The organism is Roseomonas alba, assembly GCF_019430885.1.
Lineage (GTDB): Bacteria > Pseudomonadota > Alphaproteobacteria > Acetobacterales > Acetobacteraceae > Neoroseomonas > Neoroseomonas alba.
This window is the reverse complement of the sequence record NZ_JAHYBZ010000003.1, coordinates 404,099-429,191: the sequence shown is the minus strand read 5'-3', so window position 1 is coordinate 429,191 and position 25,093 is coordinate 404,099. Positions and strand designations below refer to the sequence as shown.

Sequence of the window (25,093 nt, the reverse complement as noted above, 5' to 3'; positions counted from 1 at the left end):
TGGCTGTCGTGACGGGTGAGGTAGTAGAAAAATCTTTTGCTTGCAAGATTTCGGCGGTCTTGGAGAACCATATTCCAACAACTCGCCGAAAGCCCTGCGATGACCCGCCGCGACATCCTCCTCCGATCCCTTCTGCTCGGCGCTGCCGCCGCGCTGCCCCGTGCCGCCGGGGCGCAGTCAGCGGCCTGGGCGCCGGACCGCCCGCTGCGCATCGTCATTCCCGTCGCCCCGGGCGGCAGCCTCGACATCCTCGGCCGCATCCTGGCGCGGCAGCTCATGCCGCGGCTCGGCCAGCCGGTGGTGGCCGAGAACCATCCGGGTGCGGGCAGCAACCTGGCCTTCGAACTCGTCGCCCGTGCCCGGCCGGACGGGCTGACGCTGCTAGTCGGGTCCGATCCGCTGACCATCAACCCGGCGCTCTACCCGCGCGTCGGCTTCGACCCGGTGCGCGACTTCACCCCGGTGATCGAGGCGGTGCGCGCCCCCCAGGTGCTGGTCGTCAATCCGCGCTCGCCGGCCACCGACCTCACCCGCTTCATCGCCTGGGCGCGGGAGGCGGATGGGACGCTGACCCTGGCCTCGCAGGGCAATGGCTCGATCGGGCACCTCGCCGGTGCGCTCTTCGCCGAGGAGACGGAGCTGCGCTTCGTCCATGTCCCCTATCGCGGCGGCGGCCCGGCCGTGGTCGACCTGGTGGCAGGCCATGTCGAGGCTCTGTTCGTCACCCTGCCCGCCGCCATCGAGCACATCCGCGAAGGCCGCCTGCGCGCCCTGGCCGTGACCGGCGCCGAGCGCGCCCCGGCCCTGCCCGACGTCCAGACCATCGCCGAGGCGGCGCTGCCCGGCTTCGACGTCGTCACCTGGCAGGGCATCCTGGCCCCGGCCGGCACGCCGCCGGCGGCGATTGCCCGGCTGGCGTCTGAGCTCGCCGGCATCCTCGCCCTGCCGGAGGTGTCGGACGACCTGGCCCGCCAGGGCTTCACCGTGACGGGCCATGGTCCGGAACGCTTCGCGGCCCTGGTCCGGGCCGAGGCCGAACGCTGGCCCGCCCTGGTGCGCCGCACCGGCGCGCGGTCGGAGTAGGAGCCCGGCCTGGACAGGCGGCGGGAGCGCGATGAGCATGCGTCGTGCCGTCACGCCGCGCCCTTCTCGCCGCCGGGCTGGTCGGGGCCTGCACGACCCCCGAGCCGGCACCCGTTCCCCTTTCGGGCGAGAGCGTGACGGTCTCGGCCGAATCCTGGCACACCGACCTCTGCCTGGCTGCGAACACCCTGTCTGCGGGGCCGCTCGCGCCCCTGGTCCCGGCGGCGCCGATGGCCGACGCCTTCGGCCTGGGCTTCGGGCTCGAATCCTGGATGCGGGCGGACCGTCCCGGCTCGGCCGAGGCGCTCTCCGCCTTGTCCGGCGGGCCCGCCGTGGTCTCGATCCGCGCCCTGGCCGGCCCGTTGCCGCCCGGGTCGGAGGAAGCGGTGACCCTGCGCCTGCCATCCGGCGGCCAGGCCGCCATCGCCGCCTTCGTGGCCGACCAACTCACCGAGCCGCTCATCGTTCAGCCCGGCGGGGGCTGGACGCTGCTGCGCTCGCGACTGCGCTACAGCCCCGACTTCACCTGCAACACCTGGGTGTTGCAGGCCCTCGCCACGGCCGGCCTGCCGGTCCCGGCCGCCGGAATTCGTCTTCGTGGCGTAACCATGGCCGCCTTGCGGCGCGAACTCCTTCGGCAGGGCTGACGGCGCGCAGGGGTGGAATGCACGGATTGCGGTGCCATCTGGCGGTGGTCCCGTGTAGTGGGGCGCCCCTCGCGATGGTGCCCGTGAGCAATGTCACGGATCCGCCGTGGTGAAGACCTTCATTTGCCGCCGATCGCCTGCTGAACAGATTAGAGACCACGAATCGCCCTTGGGACCCGACTGCATGTCCATTCGCCGCGACCTCCTGATGCGCACCGCGCTCCTCCGCATGCCGGACGTGCTGCTGGCCGCGCGCGCCGCCGCGCCGACAACCCCTCCCCAGCCGGTGCCGGCGGCAGCGCCCGTGCGCCTGCCCGTGGCGCAGCCCAAGCAACGGCGCCGGACCAAGGCGCGCACACCGACCCTGTGACCGGCGGGAGGAGCCTCGGCTCCTCCGACAACCATCAGCCGAGCGGGAGCAGCCCCGCGATCCGATCGAGCCCGGCGTCCTGCACGCCCATCTGTTTCAAATGCTGGACAGTGTTCAGCAGGTAGTCGCGGTTGGTGCCGGTCTTGCCCTGCCCGGCCGCGATCACTGCCGCTGCGCGTTCCGGCGCCAGCCGGCCGCAATACATCCGGCAGTCCCGGTTCGCGACATAGGTCACCGCGCGCACCACCCGCCCCGAACCCAGCAGCCGCAGGGGCAGGATGCGGCGGTGATAGACCTGCTCGAACCCGTCCGGCAGTTCCCGCTCGTCAAGGTAGGCGAGCACCGCCGCAGCATCTGCCCCCGCCACCGCATAGGCGAGCCCACGGCAGGCCCCGCCTCGGTCGAGGCCCAGCACCAGCCCCGGCCGTTCCGGCGTGCCGCGATAATGGTGCGACCACAGGCAAAAGCGGCGATGGAAGCCGCGCAGCAGCGCCGGATGCGCCGCGACATGGGCGAAACCCGGTCGCCAGATCAGCGATCCATAGGCGAAGACATAGAGATGCCCGTCCGCCTCCAGGCAGTTCCGCGTCGCGTCGTCCTGCATTCCGGCCCGTCCAGGCCGCGGTGAGGTCGCCTCGCCGCGGGCGCGGCGCTATACCGCCCGTCGTGATGAGCGCCAAGATGCCGGGACGGCCTGGTGGCCGCCGCGCGCTGCGCGGTGTGGTGATGACGCTGTTCGGCCTCGGTGTGCTGGCCGGGGCGGGGCACACCTTCGTCTGGCTCTGGCTGACCGGGGCGCTGACCGTCGGATTCTCCGACTGGGTGACGCAGCAGCGCGCCCGGGGATGGGAGGTGGAGCACGCCCTGCCGGAGCGCGCGGGCTGGCCCTTTGCCGCTCGGCTCACCGTACCGGAATTCCGCCTCGCCGGTTCGACCGCCGCGCTGCCGCAAGGCTTCACCTGGCAGGCGGGGCGGATCGCCCTGACCATCGCGCCGCCCCATGTCGAGCGGCTCAGCATCACCGCGGAAGGCCCGCAGCGCCTGACCAGTGGGGCGCTGCTCCTTCCCTATACGGCGGAGCGCCTGCGCATTCTGCTGCCGCTCGACCCCGTGCCGCCGGCGCGGCCAACGGAATTCCTGCTGGAAGGGCTGCAGGCGAGCGGTCCCGAAGGTCCAGTCAGCGCCGCGCGGATCCTCGCCGTGATCTCACCGGGCGGCAGCGGCATGGAGGCTGGGCTGACTCTCCACCTGACGGCGTCGCATATCGTCCTACCGCCCGGCCAGGCAGCCCACCCCTTCGGCCGGACCATCGAATCCGCCACTGCTGACGCCGTACTGACCGGCCCGCCGCCTTCGCCCATTCCGATGACGGCGGTCGAACGGGCGGAGGCCTGGCGCGATGCCGGCGGGCGTCTCGAACTGCAGGATGTGGCGCTGCGCTGGGGGCCGCTGATCGGGGCGTTGCGGATGACGCTGCACCTCGATGACGGGCTGCAGCCAGAGGGCGACGGAAGGCTCGTGCTGGAACGTCCGGCGGAAGCGGTCGGTGCCGCGGCCGCGGCACGCATGATCGATCCGCGTGCGGCGACCGGCGCACTGGCCATGCTGGCCCTGCTGACCCGTGTGCCGGAAGGCGGCGGCGCGCCGCAGGTTGACGTGCCCGTCACGCTGGAGCGCGGCACTTTGTCGCTGGCGCGCATCCCGTTGCTGCGCGTGCCGCGCGTCGCCTGGCCGAGAACCACGCCCCGCATCCTCTGATACTGGCCAGCCCTACGGCTGGCTGGGTATCCGAGTTTCGGTTTCACGCGCGGCCGCCCCGCCAACCCCGCGCGCCATAGCGCCGCGCCCTGTCGCTGAAAACGTCACCGGCAAGGCTCGACGATATGATGCCGGCGGGCCCATTGCCTGACCTGTGGAACCGAGAGGGGCTTTGCCCCTCTCGGACTCACCCCAGCAAAGGCCGAAGGGCCTTTGCAAACCTCAACCTGGTATCGCGCGCCGCTGCCAGAACACGGTGCCGAAACCCGCTCTTGCGCACGATAGGCGCCTGGAGGGGGCAGCCTGAACCCGGCGCCTGGCGCCGACGGATTGCGTTCTCAGTGCTCCAAGCACCAGGGGCACCTATCGGCGTTGCGCAGCAACGTCGATGGGAACCCGATGGCGGGGTGGTGTGGAGGGGCGGCGCCCCACCAATTCCGCCCGCATCGGTCATTCGCAGGGGCCGTTGGTATGAGTGCCTGTCCGGGGACTCCGGCACCGGCGGTGGTTCGGCTGGGCCGGCATCAGGGTCTTCATGGTGCGCAGGCCACCCGACGGGCCCTGGCGCCGAACCTTTCGCCAGCCCGATGACTGACGCCAGGGGCAAGGCCTGGCGAGATGCCGCGTAGCGGCCGCCTCACGCCGCCTGAATCGGCCAGCGGCCGCCCAAAGCCGGCCGAGCCGTCCTGAAATGCCGCGTAAAATTCACGAGAGTCGCATGTGTGCGCCACAACTCGACATATCGGTGTTACGAGATTTTCCTATAGGTAAATGCTTCGGCACGCATTTCACCCCTAGCGCGAGAGACCCGTGAAAACGGCGTCAATGCTGCCCTTCCTTGCGTTACAGCCCTGTCGGCTACCGCCATCGCAGCGTTAAAGGACTCTTGCGCCCACCTCACAATCCCGATGGTGCTCAGTGGGCGGGGCATCGAGAGACGGTCATGGATGCGGTGAACCCGGGATCTGAACACGATGAGGCGCGCACCGACAGGAGCGCCATCCTGATGATGCTGGCCTATGTCGAGGCGGAGTGTCGGAGGCTCGGCGTGACGGAAGCGGCGCAGCATGCGGCACAGGCGGCGGCACTCCTCTCGCCTTCCAGCATGACGGCAGCGCCGCGGCGATCGACGGCCCTGGTGGCGATGCCGCTGGTGCCCCTGCACTGAAGCTGGCGTCCGGGGCGCGGCGGCGCCGCCGGGCCCGGTGTCAGTCGTGACGCGACGCGTCAGCCCGCGCGGGTGAGCTGGAACAGCGCCTGTTCGCCGAACAGGTTCGCGAGCCGCACCCAACGCCGCCACGGCGCCTTCAGCCCGCGATCATCCACCGCGAGCCATTTTTCCACGCGATAGCCGTCCATCTCGCACAGCGCCATGAAGTCCAGGATGGTGCAGGGGTGGATGTTGGGCGTCTCGTACCAGGGACGGTTCCAGGTGTTGGTATCGGGCATGCGTCCGCGCGTCAGCAGCCGCCACCGCATCTGCCAATGGCCGAAATTCGGGAAGGAGACGATGGCGTGCCGCCCGATGCGCAGCATCTGGCGCAGCACCTCCCGCGGCTTTTCCACCGCCTGGAGCGTGCGGGAGAGCACGACGTAGTCGAAGCCTCCATCCGGGTAGAAGGCGAGGTCGTTGTCCGCATCGCCATGGATGACCGCCAGGCCCGAGGAGACGGCCTTGGCGACCTCGGCCATGTCGATCTCGATTCCCCGGGCATCGGCCTGCTTTTCGCGCGCCAGGTGCTCGATCAGCGCGCCGTCGCCGCAGCCGATATCGAGCACCTTGGCGCCGGCCGGGATCATCTCCGCGATGAGCCGGAGGTCGAGGCGCATGTTCTTGGCGACGTAGCGGATGTCGGTGGGGGCTTCGGGCATGGTCACACTCCCGCCTTCTCGGCCGCCCCGCGCAGGAAGCCGCCCAGCGCGGCGTGGAATTCCGGTTCCTCCAGCAGGAAGGCGTCATGGCCCTTGTCGGATGCGATTTCCAGGAAGGACACGCTGGCCCCGGCCGCGTTCAGGGCGCGCACCGTCGCCCGGCTCTCACTGGTCGGGAACAGCCAGTCGCTGCTGAAGGAGGCCAGGAAGAACCGCGTCGCCGTGCCCTTGAACGCCGCGGACAGGTCGCCTTCATGTTCCGAAGCCAGGTCGAAGAAATCCATCGCCCGCGTGATGGTCAGGTAGGAATTCGCGTCGAAGCGCCGCACGAAGGTGGAACCCTGGTGGCGCAGGTAGCTTTCCACCTCGAAGACGTCCTCGAGGAAGGTCAGCGCATTCGCGCCGCGCAGCCGCCGCCCGAATTTCCGCGTCAGCGCCTGTTCGGACAGGTAGGTGATGTGCGCCACCATCCGCGCCACCGCCAGGCCACGCGCCGGGATGCGTCCATCCTCCCAATACCGTCCGCCGGCCCAATCCGGGTCGCCATGGATCGCCTGGCGGCCAACCTCGTGGAAGGCGATGTTTTGCGCGCTGTGATGCGCGGCGCAGGCGATCGGCGCGGCGGCGACGACGTGGTCCGGATAGGTCGCCGCCCATTCCAGCACCTGCATCCCGCCCATCGACCCGCCGATCACGGCCAGCCAGCGTGCGATGCCCAGATGCTCCATCAGCCGCTTCTGCGCGCGGACCATGTCGCGGATGGTCACCTGGGGGAAATCCGTCCCCCAGGGACGCCCAAGGCCGTGCCCCTCTGCATCCGTCATCTCCGACCGCGGGCCGGTCGAGCCCATGCAACCGCCCAGCACGTTCACGCAGACCAGGAAGTAGCGGTCGGTGTCGAGCGGCTTGCCGGGGCCGACGATGCTCTGCCACCAGCCGGGCTTGCCGGTAACCGGGTGGGGTTCGGCCAGGTACTGGTCGCCGGTCAGGGCGTGGCACACTAGCACGGCGTTGGTCCGCGCCGCGTTCAGCGTGCCATAGGTCCGGTAGGCGACGGTCAGCGGCCGGATGACGGCGCCGCAATCCAGCGGCATCCCGTCGGCGAAGACGGCGTGCTGGTGGTCCACCTCGGGGAAAGGGGCGATCGCCTGGGACATGGGGCCGGCAGCAATAGGCCGCGCGCGGCGCCACCGCAACGGCCGGCCGGTGTGGGGCGGCGTCCGCGGGCGAGGGGGCACGCCGCCGGGAGGCCCGGGCCGGGAACGGCGAAGCCCTCCCGGTCCCGTGTTCCGCCACTCTCAGCGGCCCCGCCAGCGCTGGCGGCGGCGGAACACCAGGGCGTCCAACAGCAGATGCAGCAGCTTCACGCCCAGGCAGGTGGCGACGATGCAGGTCGCCATGGCGGTGGCGCCGGCAATGGCGCCGGCCTCGTCCATCTGCACGACGGCGATGGCGGCAAGCCTCGTCCCCGGCCCGTAGAGGAAGATCACCGCCGCCACCGTCGTCATGGCGTTGACGAACAGATAGACCGTAATGTCGAGGATCGCCGGCAGACAGATCGGCACCGTCACTTCGCGCAGCGTCACCCAGAAGGGCACCTGCAGGGACGCGGAGGCCGCCTCGAACTCCCCGTCGATCTGGGTCAATGCCGTCACGGCCGTGACATGCGCCACCGTGTAGAACTGCGCGATGCAGCTCAGCGCCAGGATGGCGATGGTGCCGGACAGCCCACCTGCCGGATTCCAGGCCGCCCCGAAGAAGAAGACATAGCCGAGGCCGAGCACCACCCCCGGCACCGCCATGGGCAGCAGCGCGAGGAATCGTGCCAGGGCGCGGGCGCGCGGCGCCGCTCTGGTCTTCTCCATCACATAGGCGCCGAGGAAGACCAGTGGTGTGCCGAACAGCGCCGTCAGCGTGGCCATCCATAGCGAATTGACGTAGGGCCCCCAGCCATCGGGATCGAGGGCTGTAAGGTCGAAATGCGCTAGGGTCAGCGACGGATCGCGGGGCCAGTCGCGGATCAGGGATACCCAGACCGCGGCGCCGAGCACCGCGGCCATCAGCCCGCCGACCGCCAGGCAATACCCCAGCAGCAGCCGGTCCCGCAGCTCGTTCACCGGCGGCACATAGGGCACGGCCCGCGCCGAGAGCGGGGCGACCTGAAGTCGCCGCAGCCGCCGGTCGATGAGGAAGGCGAGGCCGGCGGGGACCAGCAGCACCACGCCCACCACCGCCCCCATGCCGACATTCCGCTGCCCGACCATCTGCCTGTAGGCCTCGGTGGCGAGTACCTCGAAAGGCCCGCCAATGACCTTGGCGATGCCGAAATCCGTGACGACGAGGGTGAAGACCACCACGGCGGCCGAGACCAGTCCGTAGCGCGCCGCCGGCAGGGTGACGGTGACGAAGACCCGCCAGCGGGAGGTGCCGAGCGACGTCGCGACCTCGTACAGCCGGCCATCGGCGAGTCCGAGGGCGGCGACCAGGATCATCGTCGCATGGGGCAGGCAATGGACGATCTGCGCCAGCACGATGCCGATCGGCCCGTAGATCGAGGTGCCGAACAGCGCGATCAAGGACAGGGCCGGCAACAGCGACGGCGCGAAGATCGGCAGCAGCGCCAGCGCGTAGAAGAGGCCCTTGGCCGGGATGCGGCTGCGCGTCAGGGCATAGGCGTAGAGGAATCCGAGCGGGATGACGATTGCCGTCGCCACCACCGCGACGAACAGGCTGTTCAGCAGCGACTGCACCAGCGCGGGAGTGGTGACGTAGCGGATGTAGTTGGCAAGGCCGATGAAGCGGCCTTCCGTGTCGAGGACACTCTTCGACAGCACGGTCAGGAGCGGCAGGGCGATCGCGACGATCAGCGTGACGCAGGCCGCGACGACGAGCAGCGCTGCGATGCGCTCCTCGGTGGCCCAGCGGCGGGCCGCCGCGGTCGCGGCGGTGGTGGCGCTCACGGGACCTTCTCGGCGGGGGCGGGGGCATCAGGCGGCATGACCGCCGACATGACACTCCGGCGACGGTTGTATCGTGAAGATCTCGCGACGTCTGTCCTGGGTCGCGGGCCCTCGCGCCCCGGGGCCCGGGATCACCGGCGGCCGGACGTCACCGCCGCTTCAACCAGCCGGCGACCGCTTCGGCCACCACCGCGCCGAGCAGCGGCACGGCGGCCCGCGTCGCGGCGAAGCCCAGGGCATCGCGCAGCGGATTCCGCGCGCCCACCGACGCCAGCATGGTCTGGCGCAGGGCGCGCGCTTCCTCGGCGACCGGATCGGGCCGCGGGCGCGCCAGCATCGCAAAGATCCCCGCCAGCACGAGGTCGGCCGCCGCGATCATCGCCGCTGCGACGGCGAGGCCGAAGGCAGGCACGAGCTGCGCGACCGCGGCGACATGCGCCGTCGCCAACGCCGCGGTGCCGAAGACGCCCGCCACGGCGATCCAGCCGGCCCGGCGGACCAGGACCGTGGCTTCGCGGCGCAGGCGGACCCCTTCCGCCTGCGCCGCCACGTCCAGCATCTGCAGCACGCGCATCGGATCAGCGCCGGATCAGCAGCCCGATGGCCACGCCCGCGAGGACCGCGGCGCCGATGGCCACGAAGGGCTGTTGGCGCACGCTGCCGGCCAACTGGTCAGCACGGTGGCGCACCGATTCCGCGGCGCTGTGGGCGAAGTCCTCCGCCCGGCCCGCCGCCTCCGAGACCGCCGGTGTGACGCGATCGGCCATCAGCGCCTCGACCTTCTGGCGCAGCGCGGCGAGTTCGGCCTTCGCGGAATCCTTGGCATCGCCGGCGAGGGTGCGGGCCGCAGCGCCGATGTCATCGGTCATGCGTTCGGTCGCCTGGGTCATTTGACATCTCCTTGCAGGGTCCGTGTCGAGGGGAACAACGCGATGGTCCGCCGGGAGTTGCGCGACCGCGGCAACCCTCGGCGCCGCCCGGCGTTTCGGCTCGCGACGCATTGCGGAGATTTCCATGCCTGCACCGCCGGACCTGCCAGCACGGGCCACGCCCGCCGGTCCCGACCCCCTCTGGCTGATTGCCGCGCTGATGGTGCTGGCTGCACTGCATCTCGGGCGGGCGGTGTTCATCCCCATGGCGCTGGCGCTGTTGCTGTCGGTCGTCCTGGTACCGCCGGCGCGGCTGCTTCAGCGGCTCGGCGTGCCTCGCGCGGTCACCGTGGCGCTGATGATGTTGCTCGCCCTCGGGGTCATCGCGGTGATCATGCTGCTGGTGGCGTCCCAGGCGTTGAGCCTCGCCGCCGAACTGCCGAACTGGGAGAGCAACTTGCGCGCCAAGCTGCACGCCTTGTCCGACGGGTCGGGCGTGCTGCACCGCGCGGCGAGCACGCTGCGGCGCCTGGCGGAGGAACTTGGCTATGGCGAGCCCGCGGCAGCGGCGACGGTCGCGGTGGTGCCGGCCAATGGCAATGCCGGCACGCTCGACGCGCTGATCGAGATGGCTGCGCTGGTCTCCGCGCCGGCGGCCTCCTTCGCCGTGGCACTGCTGCTCATGGCCTATCTGCTGCTCCAGATGGAGGATGTGCGTGATCGCTTCCTGCGCCTGGCGGGAATGCAGGATCTCCATCGCACCACGCGCGCCATGGCCGACGCGACGGATCGTGTCGGCCGCTACCTGCTCATGCAGATGCTCCTCAACGCCGTCTTCGGCCTTGGCATGGGCCTCGGCCTGACGGCGATCGGGGTGCCCAATGCCCCGCTCTGGGGCGTGCTGGCCTTCGTGCTGCGCTTCGTTCCCTTCCTCGGTGCGTGGATCGCCTTCCTCCTTCCGCTGATCGTCGCCATCGCGACCGGCCAGGGCTGGTCCGAGCCGCTTCTGGTGGTCGCCCTGTTCATCATCGTGGACGGCACGGTGACCCATGTGCTCGAGCCACAGCTCTACGGGCGGACCGTGGGCATCTCACCCCTCGCGTTGCTGATTTCCTCGGCCGTGTGGACGGTGCTGTGGGGTCCGATCGGGTTGCTGCTGGCACCGCCTATCACCGCCTGCCTCGCCATCCTTGGCCGCCATGTGCCGACCTTCGGTTTCCTCGAGATCCTGCTGGGCGATGGCGAGGCCCTGCCGGCCCCATTGCGCTTCTATCAGCGGTATCTGGCCGAGGACGCCGAGGGCGCGCAGCAGATCGCCGAGGAGCATGCCGAGGCCGAAGGCATCGCCGCGACGCTGCGCGACCTGGTGATGCCGGCCATCGCGGCCCTGGCAGCCGACCGTGCCGCCGGCGCGCTCTCGGCCCCGGTGGCGTCGCGCATCGGGACCGAACTGGCCGCCCTCGCCGCATCGCTCGCGGCGGAGGAGGAACTGCCAGCCGACGCGGCGGCCGTGCGCGCGATCGCCGCGGCCGGCCCGGCCGACCGCGCCCTGGCCGCAGCGGCCCTGGCCATGGCGCGTCTGCGCGGCTGGCGCGCTGCCGCCGAGGGCGAGAGAGCCGGCACGGCGATCCTGTGCCTCGCGCGCGCCGTCTCGCCGCCGCGCCTGCGTCGCGCCCGCGCCGAGGCACTGCGTGAAGCGGACGGCGTCATCGGCCTGGCGCCGGACGAGGCCGCCGCGGCACAGCTCGGCCCCGCGATCGCGCCGGCGCCGGTGGTGCGCAGCCTGGAAGGCGTTGCGGGCCGCCTCGGGCCATGCCCGGCGCGCGCCGTGACGGCCATCCAGACGCCGCCGGATGAGGAAACACCCCTGGCGGCGGTGGCGCCGGCCTGACAACGGAGGGTGCGACCATGCCAGAGCAGATTGCGTTCAGATGGAATCATCTGAAGGCGTCAGGAGGTTTGCAAGACAATGGGTGAGCGCATGCCGCGTGAGCGCATGCGAACGCCGTACGATCTGGACCGTGGGGATCATGGAGAGGGGCTCCCCGGGGTGCATGGCGACGGCTTCATGGCTGACTGGTCAGGTTGGGATATCGGAGGGGCGCTGCCCCATCTGAGCGAAGATGCGGCAGGCGACGCGACGGGGAGGAGGTTCGCCCCTCTCCTGCGCCGCGAAGCAGCGCTTCGCGGCCGCCAAAGGCCGAAAGGCCGTCCTGATGACATGCGTGCTTCCGCTGCGGGATCGCGAGGGGCTTTGCCCCTCTCGAACTCTCCCCAGCAAAGGCCACAGGGCCTTTGCGAATCTTGATCTGGCGCGGTGCGCCGCTGCCACGATGGCGCCGAGAGCCACTGCTGCGCAGGATGCGCGCTTTGCGTGGACGGTATGCCTGTCGCGTCCAGCGCCAACAGACTGCGTTCCAGGTGCTCCAGGCACCGGGGGCACTCATTGGCGTTGCACAGCAACGTCGATGGGACCCCGGTGGTGTGGAGGGGCAGTGGCCCTCCAACTCCAGCAGCGGAAGCCGCCCAGTCATCGGGACGGCCTTTCGGCCTTTGGTGGGCGGGAAGCGCTGCTTCACGATGCAGGAGGGGGGCAGAGCTCCTCTCCCTCAGCGCCTCATCATCTTCGCGCGCATGCCGCAAGGCCCTTCTCGGTTGCATGGATCGAAGGCGGCGACCACAGGCATCATCGCCGCCTACCCATCCGTCACGCGGCGCGCGATGCCAGGAAGCGCGCCCTGCGCCGCTTCGTCTTCTCGCTGACGACGCGCGGCGCCGTTCGGCGGAAGCGTGCGCCGCCTTCGCGCTTCTCCAGCGTCAGGGTGCGGGTGTGGAAGGCTTCGAGCCCGGGACGATGTCCGATGGACACGATCGCCGCCTCGGGCAGGGATTCCACGAGCAGCGTCATCATCATGTCCTGGTTCTCCTCGTCCAGCGCGGCCGTCGCCTCGTCGAGGAAGATCCAGCGCGGCGCCTGCAGCAGCAGCCGCGCGATGGCCAGGCGCTGCTGCTCGCCGAGCGACAGCACGCGGTCCCAGCGCTGTTCTTCCTCCAACTGGTCCGCGAGATGACCGAGGCCCACGCGTTCGAGCGCATCGCGCTGGGCCTCCGCAGCGAAGGCCTCGGCAGGGGCGGGATAGCACAGCGTGCCGGACAAGGTGCCGAGCGGCAGGTAGGGCCGTTGCGGCAGGAAGGCCATGGCCTCGCGCGGCGGCGTCACGATGCGCCCGCCGCCCCAGGGCCACAGCCCGCCGATGGCGCGGAAGAGGGTGGATTTGCCGGAACCGGACTCGCCCTTGATGAGCACCCGTTCGCCCGGCTCGATGACCGCCGAAGCGCCCTTGATCACGGTGGTGCCGTCCGAGAAGGCGATTTCGAGCTGGTCGAGCTCCAGCCGTTCCGGCTCGCCCTCAGCGATCTCCTCCATGGCGATGGTCGGCTGGTTCGGATCGGCGGCGAGGGCTTCGAGATCGTCCAGCGCATCCTGGAAGGCGACGAGGCGTGAGGTCGCGCTGCGCCATTCCGCGATGTTGGGGAAGCGATCGACGAACCAGTTCAGCGAGGCCTGAACCTGGCCGAAGGCCGCACCTACCTGCATCAGCACGCCGAGCGACATGGCGCCGGCAAAATAGGCCGGCGCTGCGACAACGGTGGGGAAGATCATCGCCAGCGTGCCATAGGCGCTGGTCAGCCACATCAGGTTGCGCTGGCTGCGCATCAGTTCCCGCCAGACGCCGCGCACCTGGCCGAAGCTGCGGTCGATGCCGCGGCGCTCATCGGCCTCGCCGCGGATCAGGGCGATGCTCTCTCCGCTTTCGCGCGCGCGGGTCAGGCCGAAGCGGAAATCGGCTTCCGCCGTGGTGCGACGCACCTGGATGCCGACCATCGGCCGGCCGACCCACCAGGTCAGCCCCGACCCGATCAGCGCGTAGAGCACGGCAGCCCAGACCATGTAGCCCGGGATGTGCAGGGCTATGCCCCCCAGCGCGACGTCGAGCGGCCCGGACAGGGACCACAGGATGCCCACGAAGGCGATCAGCATGCTCGCCGAGATCAGTAGGCCAAGCACGAAATCGACTGAGAGGTCCGCGGCAAGGCGCACATCCTCCGCGATGCGCTGGTCGGGATTGTCGGCCTCGGCGGCGCAGGCTTCGAGCTGGTACTGCCGGCAGTCGCGCAGCCACGCATCCGTCAGCCGTCGCGTGAGCCATTCCCGCCAGGACAGTTGCAGCAACTGCTTGAGGTACAGCTGATACACCGCCGCCGTCATCGACAGCGCGGCGAGCACCAGGAAGACGATGATCTGGTGCTGGAACGCTTGCGCGTTGCGCTTGTCGAGCGCATCGAAGAAGTCGCGGTTCCAGGTGTTGAAGCGGATCTGGATGACCACCTGGGCGATGGTCATGGCGACGACGCCGAGGATCAGCAGCCGCGCATTTCCACGGTCTGGTGCGACCAGCCAGGCGCGTATCCATCGCCAGAAGCCACGCAGATCCGATGTACCGGGGCGCCCGGCTGGTCCGTCCGGGGAGGGCTCGTCAGCCATGCATCACCACTGTGCGACAGCCGGAAGCGGGCGGCCGAGCCCGCGCCCCGGCCGAGGCGCGGCGCCGTAATGGACCCAGGCCTAGCCGGCGAATCCGCGTCCGGCGATCAGGGAGACGAGGAACAGCACCAGGAAGATGACGAACAGCACCTTGGCTATGCCGCTCGCCGCAGAGGCGATGCCGCCGAAGCCGAGCACGCCGGCGACGATGGCGATGACCAGGAAGATCAGGGTCCAGTAGAGCATTGTCGTTCTCCGCTATGCATCCGTGCTGGGATGGAACGCGGGTGTGGCGGATGCGGTTGCGCGCATGAAAAAACGCCGCCGGGATGCCCCGGCGGCGCCTGTTCGGACCAGAGACGACCCTGGTGTCAGAGCGAGCTTTCCCAGGCCTTCACCTGCTCCTCCGCCTTGTCCTTGGCGATGCCGTAGCGTTCCTGGACACGGCCGACGAGCTGGTCGCGCTTGCCCTCGATGACGGTGATGTCGTCATCCGTGAGCTTGCCCCACTGCTCCTTCACCTTGCCCTTGAGCTGCTTCCAGTTGCCGGAGATGGTGTCGCTGTTCATGGCGTTCTCCTTCGATCGGACCGCCGAAGTGGCGGACCTGCGGAAGGAACACCCGCGAGGGGATCGGGTTTCCCGGCGCGGCGCACGTTGGCGCGAGGCGACGGGCAAAGCCGTCTCGGCATCGCTCGGGTGACGCCGGATGACGTGTGTCGACGGCAGGCGGAAGAGGCAAGGCCTCTCCAACGCTGCAGCGCATGTGACGGAGCCGGGCCGTTCGGCTCGTCCGGCGGGGGACCCCGTCAGCGTCGCCCGATCATCTCAGACCGGCGGCCGCGTGCTCCCGTTGACCGCCTGGAAGGTCGCGATGGCCAGGGCCAGCGGCTCGAAGGGCTTGCTGATGATGAAGGTCGGCTCGACGCCCTCGGCGGTCAGCAGCCGCTCGGGATAGGCAGTGACGAAGATGACCGGCACGGCCATCGCCTGCTGGATGCGCGCGACGGCGTGGCTGCCATCCCCGCCACGGCCGAGATTGATGTCGGCCAGGATCAGCCCCGGCTGCTTCGCGGTCGCGATGCGCACGGCTTCGGCCTCGCTCGCGGCGATGCCGACGACACGGTGGCCGCAGGCCTCGACCAGACGCCGCAGGTCGAGCGCGATGATGGGCTCGTCCTCGATCACCAGCACGTCGGTCGCCGCCGTGACGCGCAGCGCGGCGCGGCCGGCGTTCAATTCCCGCAAGGCCTCGGCCGGGTCGAGGTCCAGCACCGCCGCCGCATCCTCGATCGGCAGGTCCTCGAGCGCGGTCAGCAGGAGCAGGTGGCGCTGCAGCGCCGAAGGACCGGCGCCCGGGGCCGATGCGGGGGCCGCCTTCGCCACCGCGGCATAGAGAGCCAGGCGGGGCGTCACATCGGGCAAGCTCATCGAGAGCGCGGATGCGACGAGGGCGTCGCCACTCTCCCGCGCCCCTGTCAACGCTCGGGCGTAGCGGCGCGCATAGGGCAGTGCACGCAGCAACTCCGACGGATGGATCGCGTTCATCTTGGCACCTTTCGGAAGAAGCCTATGGTCGGATGCATGCAGCCAGTCGGCCGGAACGGCGCATGAAACGTCAGCCCGCGGCATATCGCGAGGCCGTAGTGGCACTGGTCCCGCAATTGCGGGCCTTCGCACGTTTCCTGGCGCGGGACGTAGCGCGGGCGGACGACCTGGTGCAGGACACGGTGCTGCGGGCGCTGGAGCGACAGGACGCCTGGACCGAGGGCACCGATCTGCGTGCCTGGGCCTGCCGGATCCTGCGCAACCTGTTCCTGGACCAGGAGCGGCGGCGGCGCGTCGAACGCCGGGGCCTCTCGGCGCTGCCGGCGCACGAGGCGGCATCCCATCCCCCGGCCCAGACCGGGCAGGACGCGCTGCGCGACCTGGACGCCGCCATCGCCACCTTGCCCGCGCCGCAGCGGGAGGCGCTGATCCTGGTCGCCGCGCTCGAGATGAGCCTCGCCGAAGCCGCGGAGATCACCGGTGCGCCGGAAGGCACGGTCAAGGCGCGCGTCTCCCGCGCCCGGGCCGCGCTGGCCCGCACCTATCATGCGCGGTCGTGATCCGTGCCCGCCGCCGGCTCGCGCCGAAATCTGCATGACGACCGCAACGCTCCGCGCATGCCGCATGTTTCATGCTAAAATCACATGTCTGATATGCGTTTTTCGATTCCCGCCAATGCAACCGACCCTTCCTCCGCTTCGTTTGTCCCGTATGAACAGCGAGATCGACACCCCCGAGCAGGCTGTTGTCGCGAGCGACCGCGGCCCTTCCTTCCATGACGCGCTGGTGGCGCTTCTGCCCAAGCTGCGTGTCCAGGCCCTGGCCCTGACCCGCAACAGAGCCGACGCGGACGACTTGGTCCAGGCGGCGGTGACGAACGCGCTCGCTGCCCAGGCCAGTTTCACCCCGGGCACCAATTTCGGTGCCTGGATGTATCGCATCCTGCGCAACCGCTTCATCTCCGACCGCCGCCGCCTGCGTGAGACGGTGGACATGGACGACGCGCCTGCCGAAGCTTTCGCGCGCCCGGCCGGGCAGGAACAGAATCTCGCCCTGGGCGAACTGCGGACGGAAATGGCCCGTCTGCCGGCCGATCAGAGGACCGCATTGGTCATGGTGGCCGTGCAGGGCATGTCTTATGAGGAGGTGGCGGCCGCCATGGGCTGTGCGGTCGGGACGGCGAAATGCCGGGTATTCCGCGCCCGCCGCACCCTGGAGGGCCGGCTGCTGGGTGAGGAAGAACAGGGCCGTGCGACCGGTCGTCGCCGTGGCGCTGGCGTAGCGGCATCCCCGCCGCGTAGCATGGAGCGTGCCGCGCGCGCCGCCGCGGCGCGGCGGCAAGGGTGTGATGGACGAGCCTGACGACGAAAGGAAGGACAAGGTGGCCAGCAGGTCCGGTGCCGCGCGCGGTCGTAGCGCGAAGAAGCCCGTGCCGGATGCCGCCTTCGACATCTGGCTCCGCCGCGGGCTGCACCAGATGTTCGATGACGTTGCGCGGGAGCCGATCCCGCCCGAACTCCTTCGGCTGATCGAGCAGGACCGCGGGAAGTGATTGGAGGCGGCGGGACGCCGCCCCGGACCAACCTGTTCCGCGGCGTGCGGGGGCGGCTGCTCGCGCTCGTCGCGGCCGCCACCATTCCGATCGCCGGCATCGCCGGGGCCAATGCCTGGAACGCCTATCAATCCGCCACGGCGCAGGGGCTGCGCGACGTCGTGATCCTGCGCGAGGTTGCCGCGGCGCGGCACGGCGCCGCCGTCGCGGCGCTGCGCGAGGTGCTGGTCGGGCTTGCCCGGACGCGCCGGCTGCTCGACCTCAGCCCCGAGGATTGCGACAGCGAGCTGGGGCAGCTCCGTGCCCTCACGCCGGAGCGCTACTCGAACTTCTCGGTGCTGGATGCGCAGGGCCGGCTGCTGTGCAGCGCCCTGCCGGCGCCGCGCGGCCGCAGCTTCGCCGACCAGGACTATATGAAGTCGGTACAGACCTCGCGGCAGGTCGTCATCGGCGAGTTCACCATCGGCCTCGTCTCCCGGCGCGCGGTCCTGCCCGGCGCGGCACCGATCCTCGATGCGGAGGGCCAGGTGGCGGCGGTCGTGGTGGGCGGCCTCTATCTCGACTTCTTCCTGCGCACCGACCGCGCGCCGCAGGCGACCGACGCGAGCCAGGTCTGGCTGCTGGACGCCGACGGCTCGCTACTGCCGCTGGGCCCTGCCCGCGCCATGTCCCTGCCGCCACCCGCGACACTCGCGCACATGCTTGCCGCGCGGGATACGACGTTGATGGGGACCGCCCGGGACGGAGCCCTGCATGCCTGGTCGATCGAGGAACTCGACCCTCGGCTGCGCCTGCTCGTTGGCCTGTCGATGGAACAGACGGAACGCATCGCCCGGTCCGCGTTCCTCCGACGCGTGCTGGAACTCGCGATTTTCCTGCTCGCCTGCGTCGTCGCCATCCTGGTCGGCGTCGAGTTGGGCGTGTCGCGCCCCCTGCGCCACCTGGCCGCGCGGGTGCGGAACTGGGTGCCGGGACATCCCTTCGCCGCCGATCCCGCCGCCGGCGGGCCGCTTGAGGTGCGGGAGCTCGACCGTGCCCTGATCGCCGCGGCGGCCGCGTTGCAGGAACGCGAGGCCGCCCTGACCGCGGCGCTGCGTCAGCGCGACCTGCTGATGGCCGAGATCCATCATCGCGTGAAGAACAACCTGCAGGTGGTGGCCTCCCTGCTCAGCCTGCAGGCCGGCCGGTTGCGCAGCCCCGCTGCGCGCACGGAATTCGCCGTGGCGCGCGACCGTGTCCAGGCGCTCGCCACGCTGCACCGGCATCTCTACCTGCATCAGTCCTTCGAGCGCATCTCCCTGCGCCCTTTCCTCGAGGAACTGTCGCGCCAGCTCGGTGATGCGCTGGGCGCGGGGCCGGGCACCGGCGTCGAGATCGCGATCGACGCCGAGGATGTGGAGATGGGGTCGGACCAGGCGATCTCGCTCGCGCTGCTGCTGACCGAGGCGGTGAGCAACGCCATGCGCCACGGCTTTCCCGATGACCGCACCGGCACGATCTCGATCTCCCTGCATATCGAGGATGAGACGGCGCAGCTCGTCGTCGAGGATGACGGGGTGGGGCTGGGTGATGCGACGTCGGATGGCGATGGGCTCGGGCTGCGCCTGATCGAGGGCTTCGCGACCCATCTCGGGGGCACGGCGGAGATCACGGGCGGCCAGGGAACGCGCATCGCCGTGCGGTTCCCGCTGCAGCGGCGGAACATCGAGGAGACGCTGCGCGGGGCGGCGTGAGGCGGGGCAGGGCGCCGACCGTCACGGCGCATCCCGCCAGCCCGCCCCGCTCGCGACGCGAACGCGAACCGTCGGCGCGGCCGTGCCGGCGTCCACCAGCGACCAGCTGTTCGGCACGCCGCGCACGCGGTGGGACAGGCTGCTGCCGCCGATGAGCACGGGCGGCGTGCCGGGCGGTGCCGCCATGTGATGCAGATGGCCCGACAGGACCGCCGTTACGCCGGCGCGCTGCATGGCCGCCAGGGCCGCATCCGCGCCGGCCGGCAAGGCGCGGTCGCCGGCCCAGGCCGGATGCCGCAGCGGGTGATGCGCCACCACGACGACGCTGCGGGGCCGTGCTGCCGCGATGCGCGCCGCGAGCCGAGCAAGACGCCGTTCCGAAATCCCGCCCGCCGACCAGTCGAGATGCGCCTGGGCTCGCCGCACCGTGTCGAGTCCCAGCACCGCAAGACCCGGCAGGATCACGCCGGGTTCCGTGGTGGGCGCGATGGCGCGGAACCAGCGGCGGCGCGGATCGAGCATGCGCTCCAGGATCGCCACCTTGGGGATGTCATGATTGCCGGGCACCGCGACGACGGGCGCGGGCAGGGCGGCGAGAAAGGCGGCGGCCTGCGCGAATTCCGATGCCGACGCCACCTGCGTCAGGTCGCCGCTGATCGCGATGACGGCAGGATCGAAGCGGGCGATGTCCTCGATCAGCGGTGCGACGAGTTCCGGCCGATGGGCGCCGAAATGCAGGTCCGAGAGATGCGCGATGCGCATCACGCGCGGCGCGGCCGCAGCACGCGAAGCGCATCCGGGCGCAGGCGGAAGCGCAGAGGCGGCGTCATCAGGTCCGGTTCGCCGTCCAGGGTGACGCGCAGGCGCGCATCGCGGCCATGGATGGCCAGATGTGGGCGATGGAGGGCGACGACGTCGGGGTCCTTGGCGAGGCGTCCGCGGATCCAGCGCCAAGCCTGGCGCAGTCCGGCGAGCCGGCCGCCCCGGCGCACGGCCTCGACCTGGAAGTGGCACTCGGCCCCTGGCCGGGGCATGGTCACCACCACGGCGTCGGCGCGGAGTCTCTCGCCCTGGCCGCGTAGGCGCAAGGATCGCCGGGGCGGGCGCGCGGCCAGCCGCAGCGCGGCGAGCAGCAGGGGCAGCCAGCCCGCCAGCCCGACGCCGCGCTGCATCTCCCGGAATCGCACCAGGCGCGAGCTGCGCCCGACGAGGCATTGATAGAGGAAGACACGGCCGTTCAGCGATCCGACCGCGAGGGAGTCGACCTCGGCATCGGCCAGGCTGCGTGCCGCGGCGACGGGATCGTCCGGGATGCCGAGTCGCGCCGCCAGCCGGTTCATCGTTCCGCCGGGCAACACGCCCAGGGCAACGTCATGGCCGGCGAGACGCTCCGCGACGGCGCGTAGGGAACCATCGCCGCCCAGCGCGAAGACCACCTCGGGCTGTGCCGCCAGAGCCATCGTGATCTGCGCGTCGAGGGGCAGCTCCGGTCGGGTTGCGACGACCAGGGCATGGCCGGCGTCGGTGATCGCTTCGGCCAGCGCTGCGATGGCGCCCGGGGCATCCGGGGCGGAACCGGCGGCCGGGTTGATCAGCAGCGCGGCGCGCTTCGGTGCGATGATCTGGCGCGGCTCCGGCATCGCCGCAGCAACGTCACATACGCGCCAGGGTTGCTACGGAATCGTTGAATCGGTCCCTGCTGCGGCGCAACGATGATTGCCGAGTTGAGGAGGAACCGATGCGCCGCAGGACCCTTCTCGCCGCGGCCGGCGCCGCGGCCGTTCCGATCTCCCGCCCGGCCCGTGCCGAGGAGGGCGTCGATGTGGCCCTGGTCCTCGCCGTCGACGTGTCACGCTCGATCGACGAGGACGAGGCGAGGCTGCAGCGCGAAGGGTACCGCAACGCGGTCGCCGACCCGGTCGTGGTGGCCTCGATCCGCGGCGGGCTGATCGGCGCCCTCGGCATCGCCTACATCGAATGGGCCGGGATCGAATACCAGCGCACCGTCATTCCCTGGCGGCGCATCACGACCCTGGCGGAAGCCCAAGCCTGGGCCGCCGAACTGGCCGAGGCACCACGCACCTCCCTGTCCTGGACCTCAATTTCTGGCGGCATCCGCCATTCCCGGCAGTTGCTCACCGAATGCCCGTGGGAGGCGACGCGCAAGGTGATCGACGTCTCGGGCGATGGGGTGAACAATTCCGGGCCGCCGGCGGATCAGGAACGCGACCTGGCCCTGGGCGAGGGCATCACCATCAATGGCCTGCCGATCGTCAACGACCGGCCGACCTTCGGCCGCATGCCGCCGGTGCCGCTCGACGACTATTATCGGGAGAACGTCATCGGCGGGGACGGCCACTTCATGATCGTGGCCGAGGATTTCGAGAGCTTCGGCGTCGCCGTGAAGCGCAAGCTGATCCGCGAGATCGCCGGGCTGCCGACGGATGCCCTGCGGATCGGGTGATCCTATTCCGGAGTGACCTCGTTCTGGTCCACCAGGCGCAGGCAGCCCTGCACCACCGGGGCGCAGGCGGAATTCTGCGACATCGGCAGGTCGGAAGCCGCGGAATAGCCGATGCGCGTGACCTTCCCGTCCACGAGCTGGAACGTCACGCGGCAGGTCGATCCGGCGGAGACGCTGAGCGAGCCGCCAATCACCGGCACCGGCGCCGAGACGCCCGCCGCCGGCGGATTGCGATCATAGGTCCAGAACTCGCCACCCGCCGAATTGGCGGTGAGGTTCGGCACCCCGGCGCAGAGCCGCAGATCGTCGGCACGCAGGCCGATCAGCCGCTCCCGCCCATCCTCCGCCACCGCGGAATCGCGGGCGGAACAGGTGGTGAGAAGCGGGAGCAGAAGCAGCAGGGCGGCTCGCGGAAGCACCGTCAGTCCGTATCCTCGAGGGACAGGCCAAGTTCCGACAGACCCTCCTCCAGCATGTCACCGAGCATGTCGATGCCAAGAAGGTATTCCGCCGGGTCGCGCACGTTGCGCTCCCTGGCCAAGTTGCGCGCTTCCTCGAATTCCTCCCCCGTATAGTCGCCCCGGCCGATCCAGGCGAGGGCGATCAGCGAGGCCTGCTCATCCTCGTTGAGATCCGCGATGAAGGCGCGCAGCGCGTCCTCATCCATGTTCTCGTCATCCTCGGCGTCGAGGCCTTCCTCGTCCTCATCCTCGCGCTCGAGGGCGCCGCTCTCCTCGCCCTCCTGCACGGCGCGGGCGGCATCCACGATGGCGGCGACGGCCTCGAGGCTGATACCGAGGTCGAATTCCTGATCGTCGTCGCGCGCAGCCATGGTCCTCTCCTCAGGGTATCGGCCGGCGCAATCAAGCATGGTGGGAAGGGCGGTGCCACCCCTCGGCGGGCGGGAATGCGGGGGGCGCTGGCCCTTTCGGGCCGCGGTTGCAGGCCGGTGACGGACACGGAGATGCGCCGTCCCGCCAAGCCACCCCGCCCGGGTTCCCATCGACGTTGCAAAGCAACCTCGATGGGGCCCCTGGATGCTGGGCATCCTGGACCGCAATCTTCTGGTGCCGGTCAGAGGGTTCACAAAGCACCCGCCATACGCGCTTCGTGCGCAACTGCGGGTTTCGGCACTGGTCCTGTCAGTGGCGCCCGGTGCCAGGTGGAGGTTTGCAAAGGCCTTTCGGCCTTTGCGGGGGAGAGTCCGAGAGGGTCAACGCCCGTCCCGGTTCCACAGATCAGGAAAAGGGGCGTCTGGTGTCAGCCCTTCGGAGCGGCGTTCGTCTCGCCAGGCTCGTCGTCCTCGTCCTGCCGGCTCTCCACCGTCGACCGCTCGGACTGGACGCCGCGGTCGTTGCGCAGGCTCGGGCTGTTCGGCGCCTGGCCCGCCACCGCTGCGAGCGGGGCCAGCCACAGCGCGAAGAGGCCGGTGACGGCGGCGCGTTGGATGTGGCGCATCGGGTCTGCCTTCCCTCGTCCCATGGTCTGAGCCTCCAGGCCGCGAGGGGCGGTGAGGGGGCGCAACCAAGGCAGGATCAAGGCGTTGCGTTACTCGCTTATTTCCGAAGGTGAGCGGCGTGAAGGATTTCACGCCCGTTCGATCACACCTTCGGCAAAGCCGGCGACCAATTCGCGGATGCGCGCCGGATCGGACTGCTCCATCACGCGCCGCGCGAAACGGGCGCAATCGCCGATGTCGAGGGCGCGCACCGCCTGCTTCACCCGCGGCAGCGCCGAGGCGTTCATCGAGAAGGTGCGCACCCCGAGCCCCAGCAGCAGCGGGGTGAGCTGCGGATTGCCCGCCATCTCCCCGCAGACCGAGACCGGCATGCGCAGCCGCAGCGCGGCTTCGGTGGCGAACTGCACCAGGCGCAGCACCGCCGGATGCAGCGGGTCGTACAGATGCGAGACCTCCGCCTCCGCCCGGTCCACCGCGAGGGTGTACATGGCGAGGTCATTGGTCCCGATGGCGAAGAAGTCCGCCTCAAGCGCGATGGCGTCGGCGGCGAGCGCCGCGCCCGGCGTCTCGATCATCACGCCGAGCGGCGGCAGCTTCTCCGGCAGCTTCTCGCCACGCCGGCGCAGGCGGCGGGCCACGCGTTCATAGACCTCGCGCGCCTGGCGCACTTCCTCGGGCACGGTGACCATGGGCAGCAGCAGGCGCACATGGCTGTCGCTATGAGCCGCGGCCACGCGCAGCACGGCGGCGAACTGCACTTCCAGCAGTTCCGGGCGCTTCAGCAGCATGCGCAGCCCGCGCAGGCCGAGCGCGGGATTGCTGCCGGCATGGCCCGGGGCGACGCCCTCGGCCAGCGCTTCCATGTCCTTCTCGCCGCCCCAGTCGAGCACGCGGATGGTCACCGGCAGGCCATCCATGGCGCCGACGATCTGGGTGTAGGCCTCGACCTGCGCTTCCTCGTCGGGCAGGTCCTCGCGGTTCATGAACAGGAACTCGGTGCGCAGCAGGCCGATGCCCATGGCACCCGCCTGCGCGATCAGCGGCAGCTCCTGGGGGATTTCGAGGTTCGCCTGCAGCTCCACCGCCTCGCCATCGGTGGTCTCGGCGGGCAGGCGGCGGAGCTTGGACAGCTTCGCCCGCTCCTTGGCGAAGGCGGTGAGCTTCTCCTTCGCCGTGGCCAGCGTCGCCGCGGAGGGATGCACCGCGACCGTGCCGGCCGTGCCGTCGAGGACCACCTGGTCGCCACGCTGCACCGCCTCGGTCAGGCCCGGCGCGCCGAGCACCGCCGGAATGCCGAGCGCGCGCAGCATGATCGCGGTATGCCCGTCGGCCCCGCCTTCCTCGGTCGCCACGCCGGCGACGCGGGATGGGTCGAGCAGCGCCGCATCGGCCGGAGTCAGTTCCTCGGAGACGAGGATGCAGCCCTCGGGCAGGTCCTTGAAGCTGCGGAAGGGGGTGGCCGTCAGGTTGCGCACCAGGCGGCGGGCGATGTCGCGCACCTCGTTGGCGCGGCGCGCGAGCCCCGCCTTGTCGTCGTCCTTGGCGGCGAGGATGACCGCGCGGATTTCCTCGGCCTCCTCCTGCACCGCGGTCTCGGCGCCGAGCAATTCCGTCTCGATACGCTTGCGGGCGCCGCGGATCAGCCGCGAATTGCCCAGCATCATCAGATGCGCGTCGAGCAGCGGCTCCAGCTCCTCCTGCGCTTCCTCGGGAAGCACGCCGATGCGGGTCTTCAGCTTGCCGACCTGCTTGCGGGAGAAGGCGACGGCGGCGGCGAGCTTCTGCTTCTCGTCATCCACCGCATCGGCGGGAATGGCCCGGTGCGGCGTCTCCGCCGGCGGGTCCGTCGTGTCGTAGACCAGCCCGACCGCGACGCCATGCGAAACGGCGATGCCCGGAACGACGACCTCGCTGGACCGCGCCTTCGACTTCGTCCTGGGTGCCTCGGTCCTGTCGTTCTTCTCAGTCTTCATGGAAGCCGGCCTCGACCAGGCCGGCGACCGCCTCGAGCGCCTCCTTGGCGTCCCAGCCCTCGGCCTCGATCATAACCTCGGCACCCTGGCCCGCGCCCAGCATCATCAGCCCCATGATGGAACAGGCGGGCACCCGCTCACCGTTGCGCACCACGGTCACGCAGGCGGAGAAACGCTCGGCGGCGGAGACCAGCTTCGCCGCGGCGCGGGCATGCAGCCCGCGGCTGTTGCAGATGACGACGCTGCGCTTCAGCACCATG

Annotated in this window: 28 protein-coding genes; 11 read left to right on the top strand and 17 right to left on the bottom strand. The window is 70.4% G+C overall.

Going from position 1 to position 25,093, the window contains the following annotated elements; translation table 11 throughout:
- The first annotated feature begins 99 nt into the window (after positions 1-99).
- The 3 genes from KPL78_RS10685 (at position 100) to KPL78_RS10675 (ending at position 2,100) form a co-directional block, all read left to right on the top strand.
- Positions 100-1,083 carry a tripartite tricarboxylate transporter substrate binding protein gene (locus KPL78_RS10685; RefSeq protein WP_219762922.1) on the top strand — a complete coding sequence of 328 codons (984 nt, stop codon included), beginning with the start codon at positions 100-102 and terminating at the stop codon, positions 1,081-1,083.
- A gap of 44 nt (positions 1,084-1,127) precedes the next feature.
- A complete protein-coding gene (locus KPL78_RS10680) occupies positions 1,128-1,730 on the top strand; it encodes a DUF2459 domain-containing protein (protein ID WP_219762921.1) in 603 nt (200 codons plus the stop codon).
- A 106-nt stretch (positions 1,731-1,836) separates the two neighbouring features.
- A complete protein-coding gene (locus KPL78_RS10675; RefSeq protein ID WP_219762920.1) occupies positions 1,837-2,100 on the top strand; it encodes a hypothetical protein in 264 nt (87 codons plus the stop codon).
- A 34-nt stretch (positions 2,101-2,134) separates the two neighbouring features.
- Here KPL78_RS10675 and KPL78_RS10670 read toward each other — a convergent pair whose 3' ends face one another.
- Positions 2,135-2,704 carry a gamma-glutamylcyclotransferase gene (locus tag KPL78_RS10670; RefSeq protein WP_219762919.1) on the bottom strand — a complete coding sequence of 190 codons (570 nt, stop codon included), beginning with the start codon at positions 2,702-2,704 and terminating at the stop codon, positions 2,135-2,137.
- Between the two features lie 77 nt (positions 2,705-2,781).
- Here KPL78_RS10670 and KPL78_RS10665 point away from each other — a divergent pair, with 77 nt between their 5' ends.
- Positions 2,782-3,858 (top strand): DUF2125 domain-containing protein, encoded by a 1,077-nt coding sequence (locus tag KPL78_RS10665; protein ID WP_219762918.1) that lies wholly within the window; start codon positions 2,782-2,784, stop codon positions 3,856-3,858.
- Positions 3,859-4,801: 943 nt separating this feature from the next.
- Positions 4,802-5,026, top strand: a complete 225-nt coding sequence (locus KPL78_RS10660) for a hypothetical protein (RefSeq protein WP_219762917.1) — start codon at positions 4,802-4,804, stop codon at positions 5,024-5,026.
- 59 nt (positions 5,027-5,085) lie between these two features.
- On the opposite strand, the gene metW is transcribed toward KPL78_RS10660, so the two are convergent.
- From metW to KPL78_RS10635, 5 genes are all read right to left on the bottom strand, one after another.
- Positions 5,086-5,688, bottom strand: coding sequence for a methionine biosynthesis protein MetW (gene metW, locus KPL78_RS10655; protein ID WP_219763147.1), 603 nt, complete (start codon positions 5,686-5,688; stop codon positions 5,086-5,088).
- A 44-nt stretch (positions 5,689-5,732) separates the two neighbouring features.
- Positions 5,733-6,887, bottom strand: a complete 1,155-nt coding sequence (gene metX, locus KPL78_RS10650) for a homoserine O-acetyltransferase MetX (RefSeq protein WP_219762916.1) — start codon at positions 6,885-6,887, stop codon at positions 5,733-5,735.
- Between the two features lie 141 nt (positions 6,888-7,028).
- On the bottom strand, positions 7,029-8,690 hold the full coding sequence (locus tag KPL78_RS10645) for a putative 2-aminoethylphosphonate ABC transporter permease subunit (protein ID WP_219762915.1): 1,662 nt from the start codon (positions 8,688-8,690) through the stop codon (positions 7,029-7,031).
- Positions 8,691-8,838: 148 nt separating this feature from the next.
- Positions 8,839-9,264, bottom strand: coding sequence for a hypothetical protein (locus KPL78_RS10640; RefSeq protein ID WP_219762914.1), 426 nt, complete (start codon positions 9,262-9,264; stop codon positions 8,839-8,841).
- Positions 9,265-9,268: 4 nt separating this feature from the next.
- Positions 9,269-9,580: a hypothetical protein gene (locus KPL78_RS10635; RefSeq protein WP_219762913.1), complete on the bottom strand. Its 312-nt coding sequence runs from the start codon at positions 9,578-9,580 to the stop codon at positions 9,269-9,271.
- Positions 9,581-9,704: 124 nt separating this feature from the next.
- Between KPL78_RS10635 and KPL78_RS10630 the strand changes: the two genes are divergently transcribed.
- Positions 9,705-11,450 carry an AI-2E family transporter gene (locus KPL78_RS10630; RefSeq protein WP_219762912.1) on the top strand — a complete coding sequence of 582 codons (1,746 nt, stop codon included), beginning with the start codon at positions 9,705-9,707 and terminating at the stop codon, positions 11,448-11,450.
- An 816-nt stretch (positions 11,451-12,266) separates the two neighbouring features.
- Here the strand turns inward: KPL78_RS10630 and KPL78_RS10625 are convergent.
- From KPL78_RS10625 to KPL78_RS10610, 4 genes are all read right to left on the bottom strand, one after another.
- On the bottom strand, positions 12,267-14,105 hold the full coding sequence (locus KPL78_RS10625; protein ID WP_219762911.1) for an ABC transporter ATP-binding protein/permease: 1,839 nt from the start codon (positions 14,103-14,105) through the stop codon (positions 12,267-12,269).
- An 81-nt stretch (positions 14,106-14,186) separates the two neighbouring features.
- Entirely contained in the window at positions 14,187-14,351 is a 165-nt protein-coding gene (locus KPL78_RS10620) for a DUF1328 domain-containing protein (RefSeq protein ID WP_211865092.1), read from the bottom strand.
- A 125-nt stretch (positions 14,352-14,476) separates the two neighbouring features.
- A complete protein-coding gene (locus tag KPL78_RS10615; RefSeq protein WP_219762910.1) occupies positions 14,477-14,674 on the bottom strand; it encodes a CsbD family protein in 198 nt (65 codons plus the stop codon).
- Positions 14,675-14,932: 258 nt separating this feature from the next.
- Entirely contained in the window at positions 14,933-15,652 is a 720-nt protein-coding gene (locus tag KPL78_RS10610; RefSeq protein WP_219762909.1) for a response regulator, read from the bottom strand.
- 62 nt (positions 15,653-15,714) lie between these two features.
- Between KPL78_RS10610 and KPL78_RS10605 the strand changes: the two genes are divergently transcribed.
- From KPL78_RS10605 to KPL78_RS30785, 4 genes are all read left to right on the top strand, one after another.
- Positions 15,715-16,212 (top strand): sigma-70 family RNA polymerase sigma factor, encoded by a 498-nt coding sequence (locus KPL78_RS10605; protein WP_219762908.1) that lies wholly within the window; start codon positions 15,715-15,717, stop codon positions 16,210-16,212.
- Between the two features lie 151 nt (positions 16,213-16,363).
- Positions 16,364-17,014, top strand: coding sequence for a sigma-70 family RNA polymerase sigma factor (locus tag KPL78_RS10600; protein ID WP_219762907.1), 651 nt, complete (start codon positions 16,364-16,366; stop codon positions 17,012-17,014).
- A gap of 19 nt (positions 17,015-17,033) precedes the next feature.
- On the top strand, positions 17,034-17,204 hold the full coding sequence (locus tag KPL78_RS10595; protein WP_219762906.1) for a hypothetical protein: 171 nt from the start codon (positions 17,034-17,036) through the stop codon (positions 17,202-17,204).
- Positions 17,201-18,937 carry a sensor histidine kinase gene (locus KPL78_RS30785; RefSeq protein WP_219762905.1) on the top strand — a complete coding sequence of 579 codons (1,737 nt, stop codon included), beginning with the start codon at positions 17,201-17,203 and terminating at the stop codon, positions 18,935-18,937. The genes KPL78_RS10595 and KPL78_RS30785 overlap by 4 nt, the downstream gene beginning before the upstream one ends.
- Positions 18,938-18,958: 21 nt before the next feature.
- Here KPL78_RS30785 and KPL78_RS10585 read toward each other — a convergent pair whose 3' ends face one another.
- Together KPL78_RS10585 and KPL78_RS10580 are read right to left on the bottom strand one after the other, a co-directional pair.
- On the bottom strand, positions 18,959-19,699 hold the full coding sequence (locus KPL78_RS10585) for a metallophosphoesterase family protein (protein WP_255568914.1): 741 nt from the start codon (positions 19,697-19,699) through the stop codon (positions 18,959-18,961).
- Positions 19,699-20,577 (bottom strand): diacylglycerol/lipid kinase family protein, encoded by an 879-nt coding sequence (locus KPL78_RS10580; protein WP_219762903.1) that lies wholly within the window; start codon positions 20,575-20,577, stop codon positions 19,699-19,701. The genes KPL78_RS10585 and KPL78_RS10580 overlap by 1 nt, the downstream gene beginning before the upstream one ends.
- Positions 20,578-20,675: 98 nt before the next feature.
- Here KPL78_RS10580 and KPL78_RS10575 point away from each other — a divergent pair, with 98 nt between their 5' ends.
- Entirely contained in the window at positions 20,676-21,401 is a 726-nt protein-coding gene (locus KPL78_RS10575; protein ID WP_219762902.1) for a DUF1194 domain-containing protein, read from the top strand.
- Positions 21,402-21,403: 2 nt separating this feature from the next.
- On the opposite strand, the gene KPL78_RS10570 is transcribed toward KPL78_RS10575, so the two are convergent.
- The 5 genes from KPL78_RS10570 to KPL78_RS10550 form a co-directional block, all read right to left on the bottom strand.
- The gene (locus KPL78_RS10570) at positions 21,404-21,820 is read right to left on the bottom strand and encodes a hypothetical protein (protein WP_219762901.1); all 417 of its coding nucleotides are present in this window, start codon (positions 21,818-21,820) and stop codon (positions 21,404-21,406) included.
- Positions 21,821-21,822: 2 nt separating this feature from the next.
- The gene (locus KPL78_RS10565) at positions 21,823-22,233 is read right to left on the bottom strand and encodes a DUF3775 domain-containing protein (RefSeq protein ID WP_219762900.1); all 411 of its coding nucleotides are present in this window, start codon (positions 22,231-22,233) and stop codon (positions 21,823-21,825) included.
- A 428-nt stretch (positions 22,234-22,661) separates the two neighbouring features.
- Positions 22,662-22,859: a hypothetical protein gene (locus tag KPL78_RS10560; protein WP_219762899.1), complete on the bottom strand. Its 198-nt coding sequence runs from the start codon at positions 22,857-22,859 to the stop codon at positions 22,662-22,664.
- 129 nt (positions 22,860-22,988) lie between these two features.
- Positions 22,989-24,833, bottom strand: a complete 1,845-nt coding sequence (gene ptsP, locus KPL78_RS10555) for a phosphoenolpyruvate--protein phosphotransferase (RefSeq protein WP_219762898.1) — start codon at positions 24,831-24,833, stop codon at positions 22,989-22,991.
- Positions 24,823-25,092 (bottom strand): HPr family phosphocarrier protein, encoded by a 270-nt coding sequence (locus KPL78_RS10550; RefSeq protein ID WP_219763146.1) that lies wholly within the window; start codon positions 25,090-25,092, stop codon positions 24,823-24,825. Before KPL78_RS10550 ends, ptsP begins: the two co-directional genes overlap by 11 nt.
- Position 25,093: the final 1 nt, after the last annotated feature.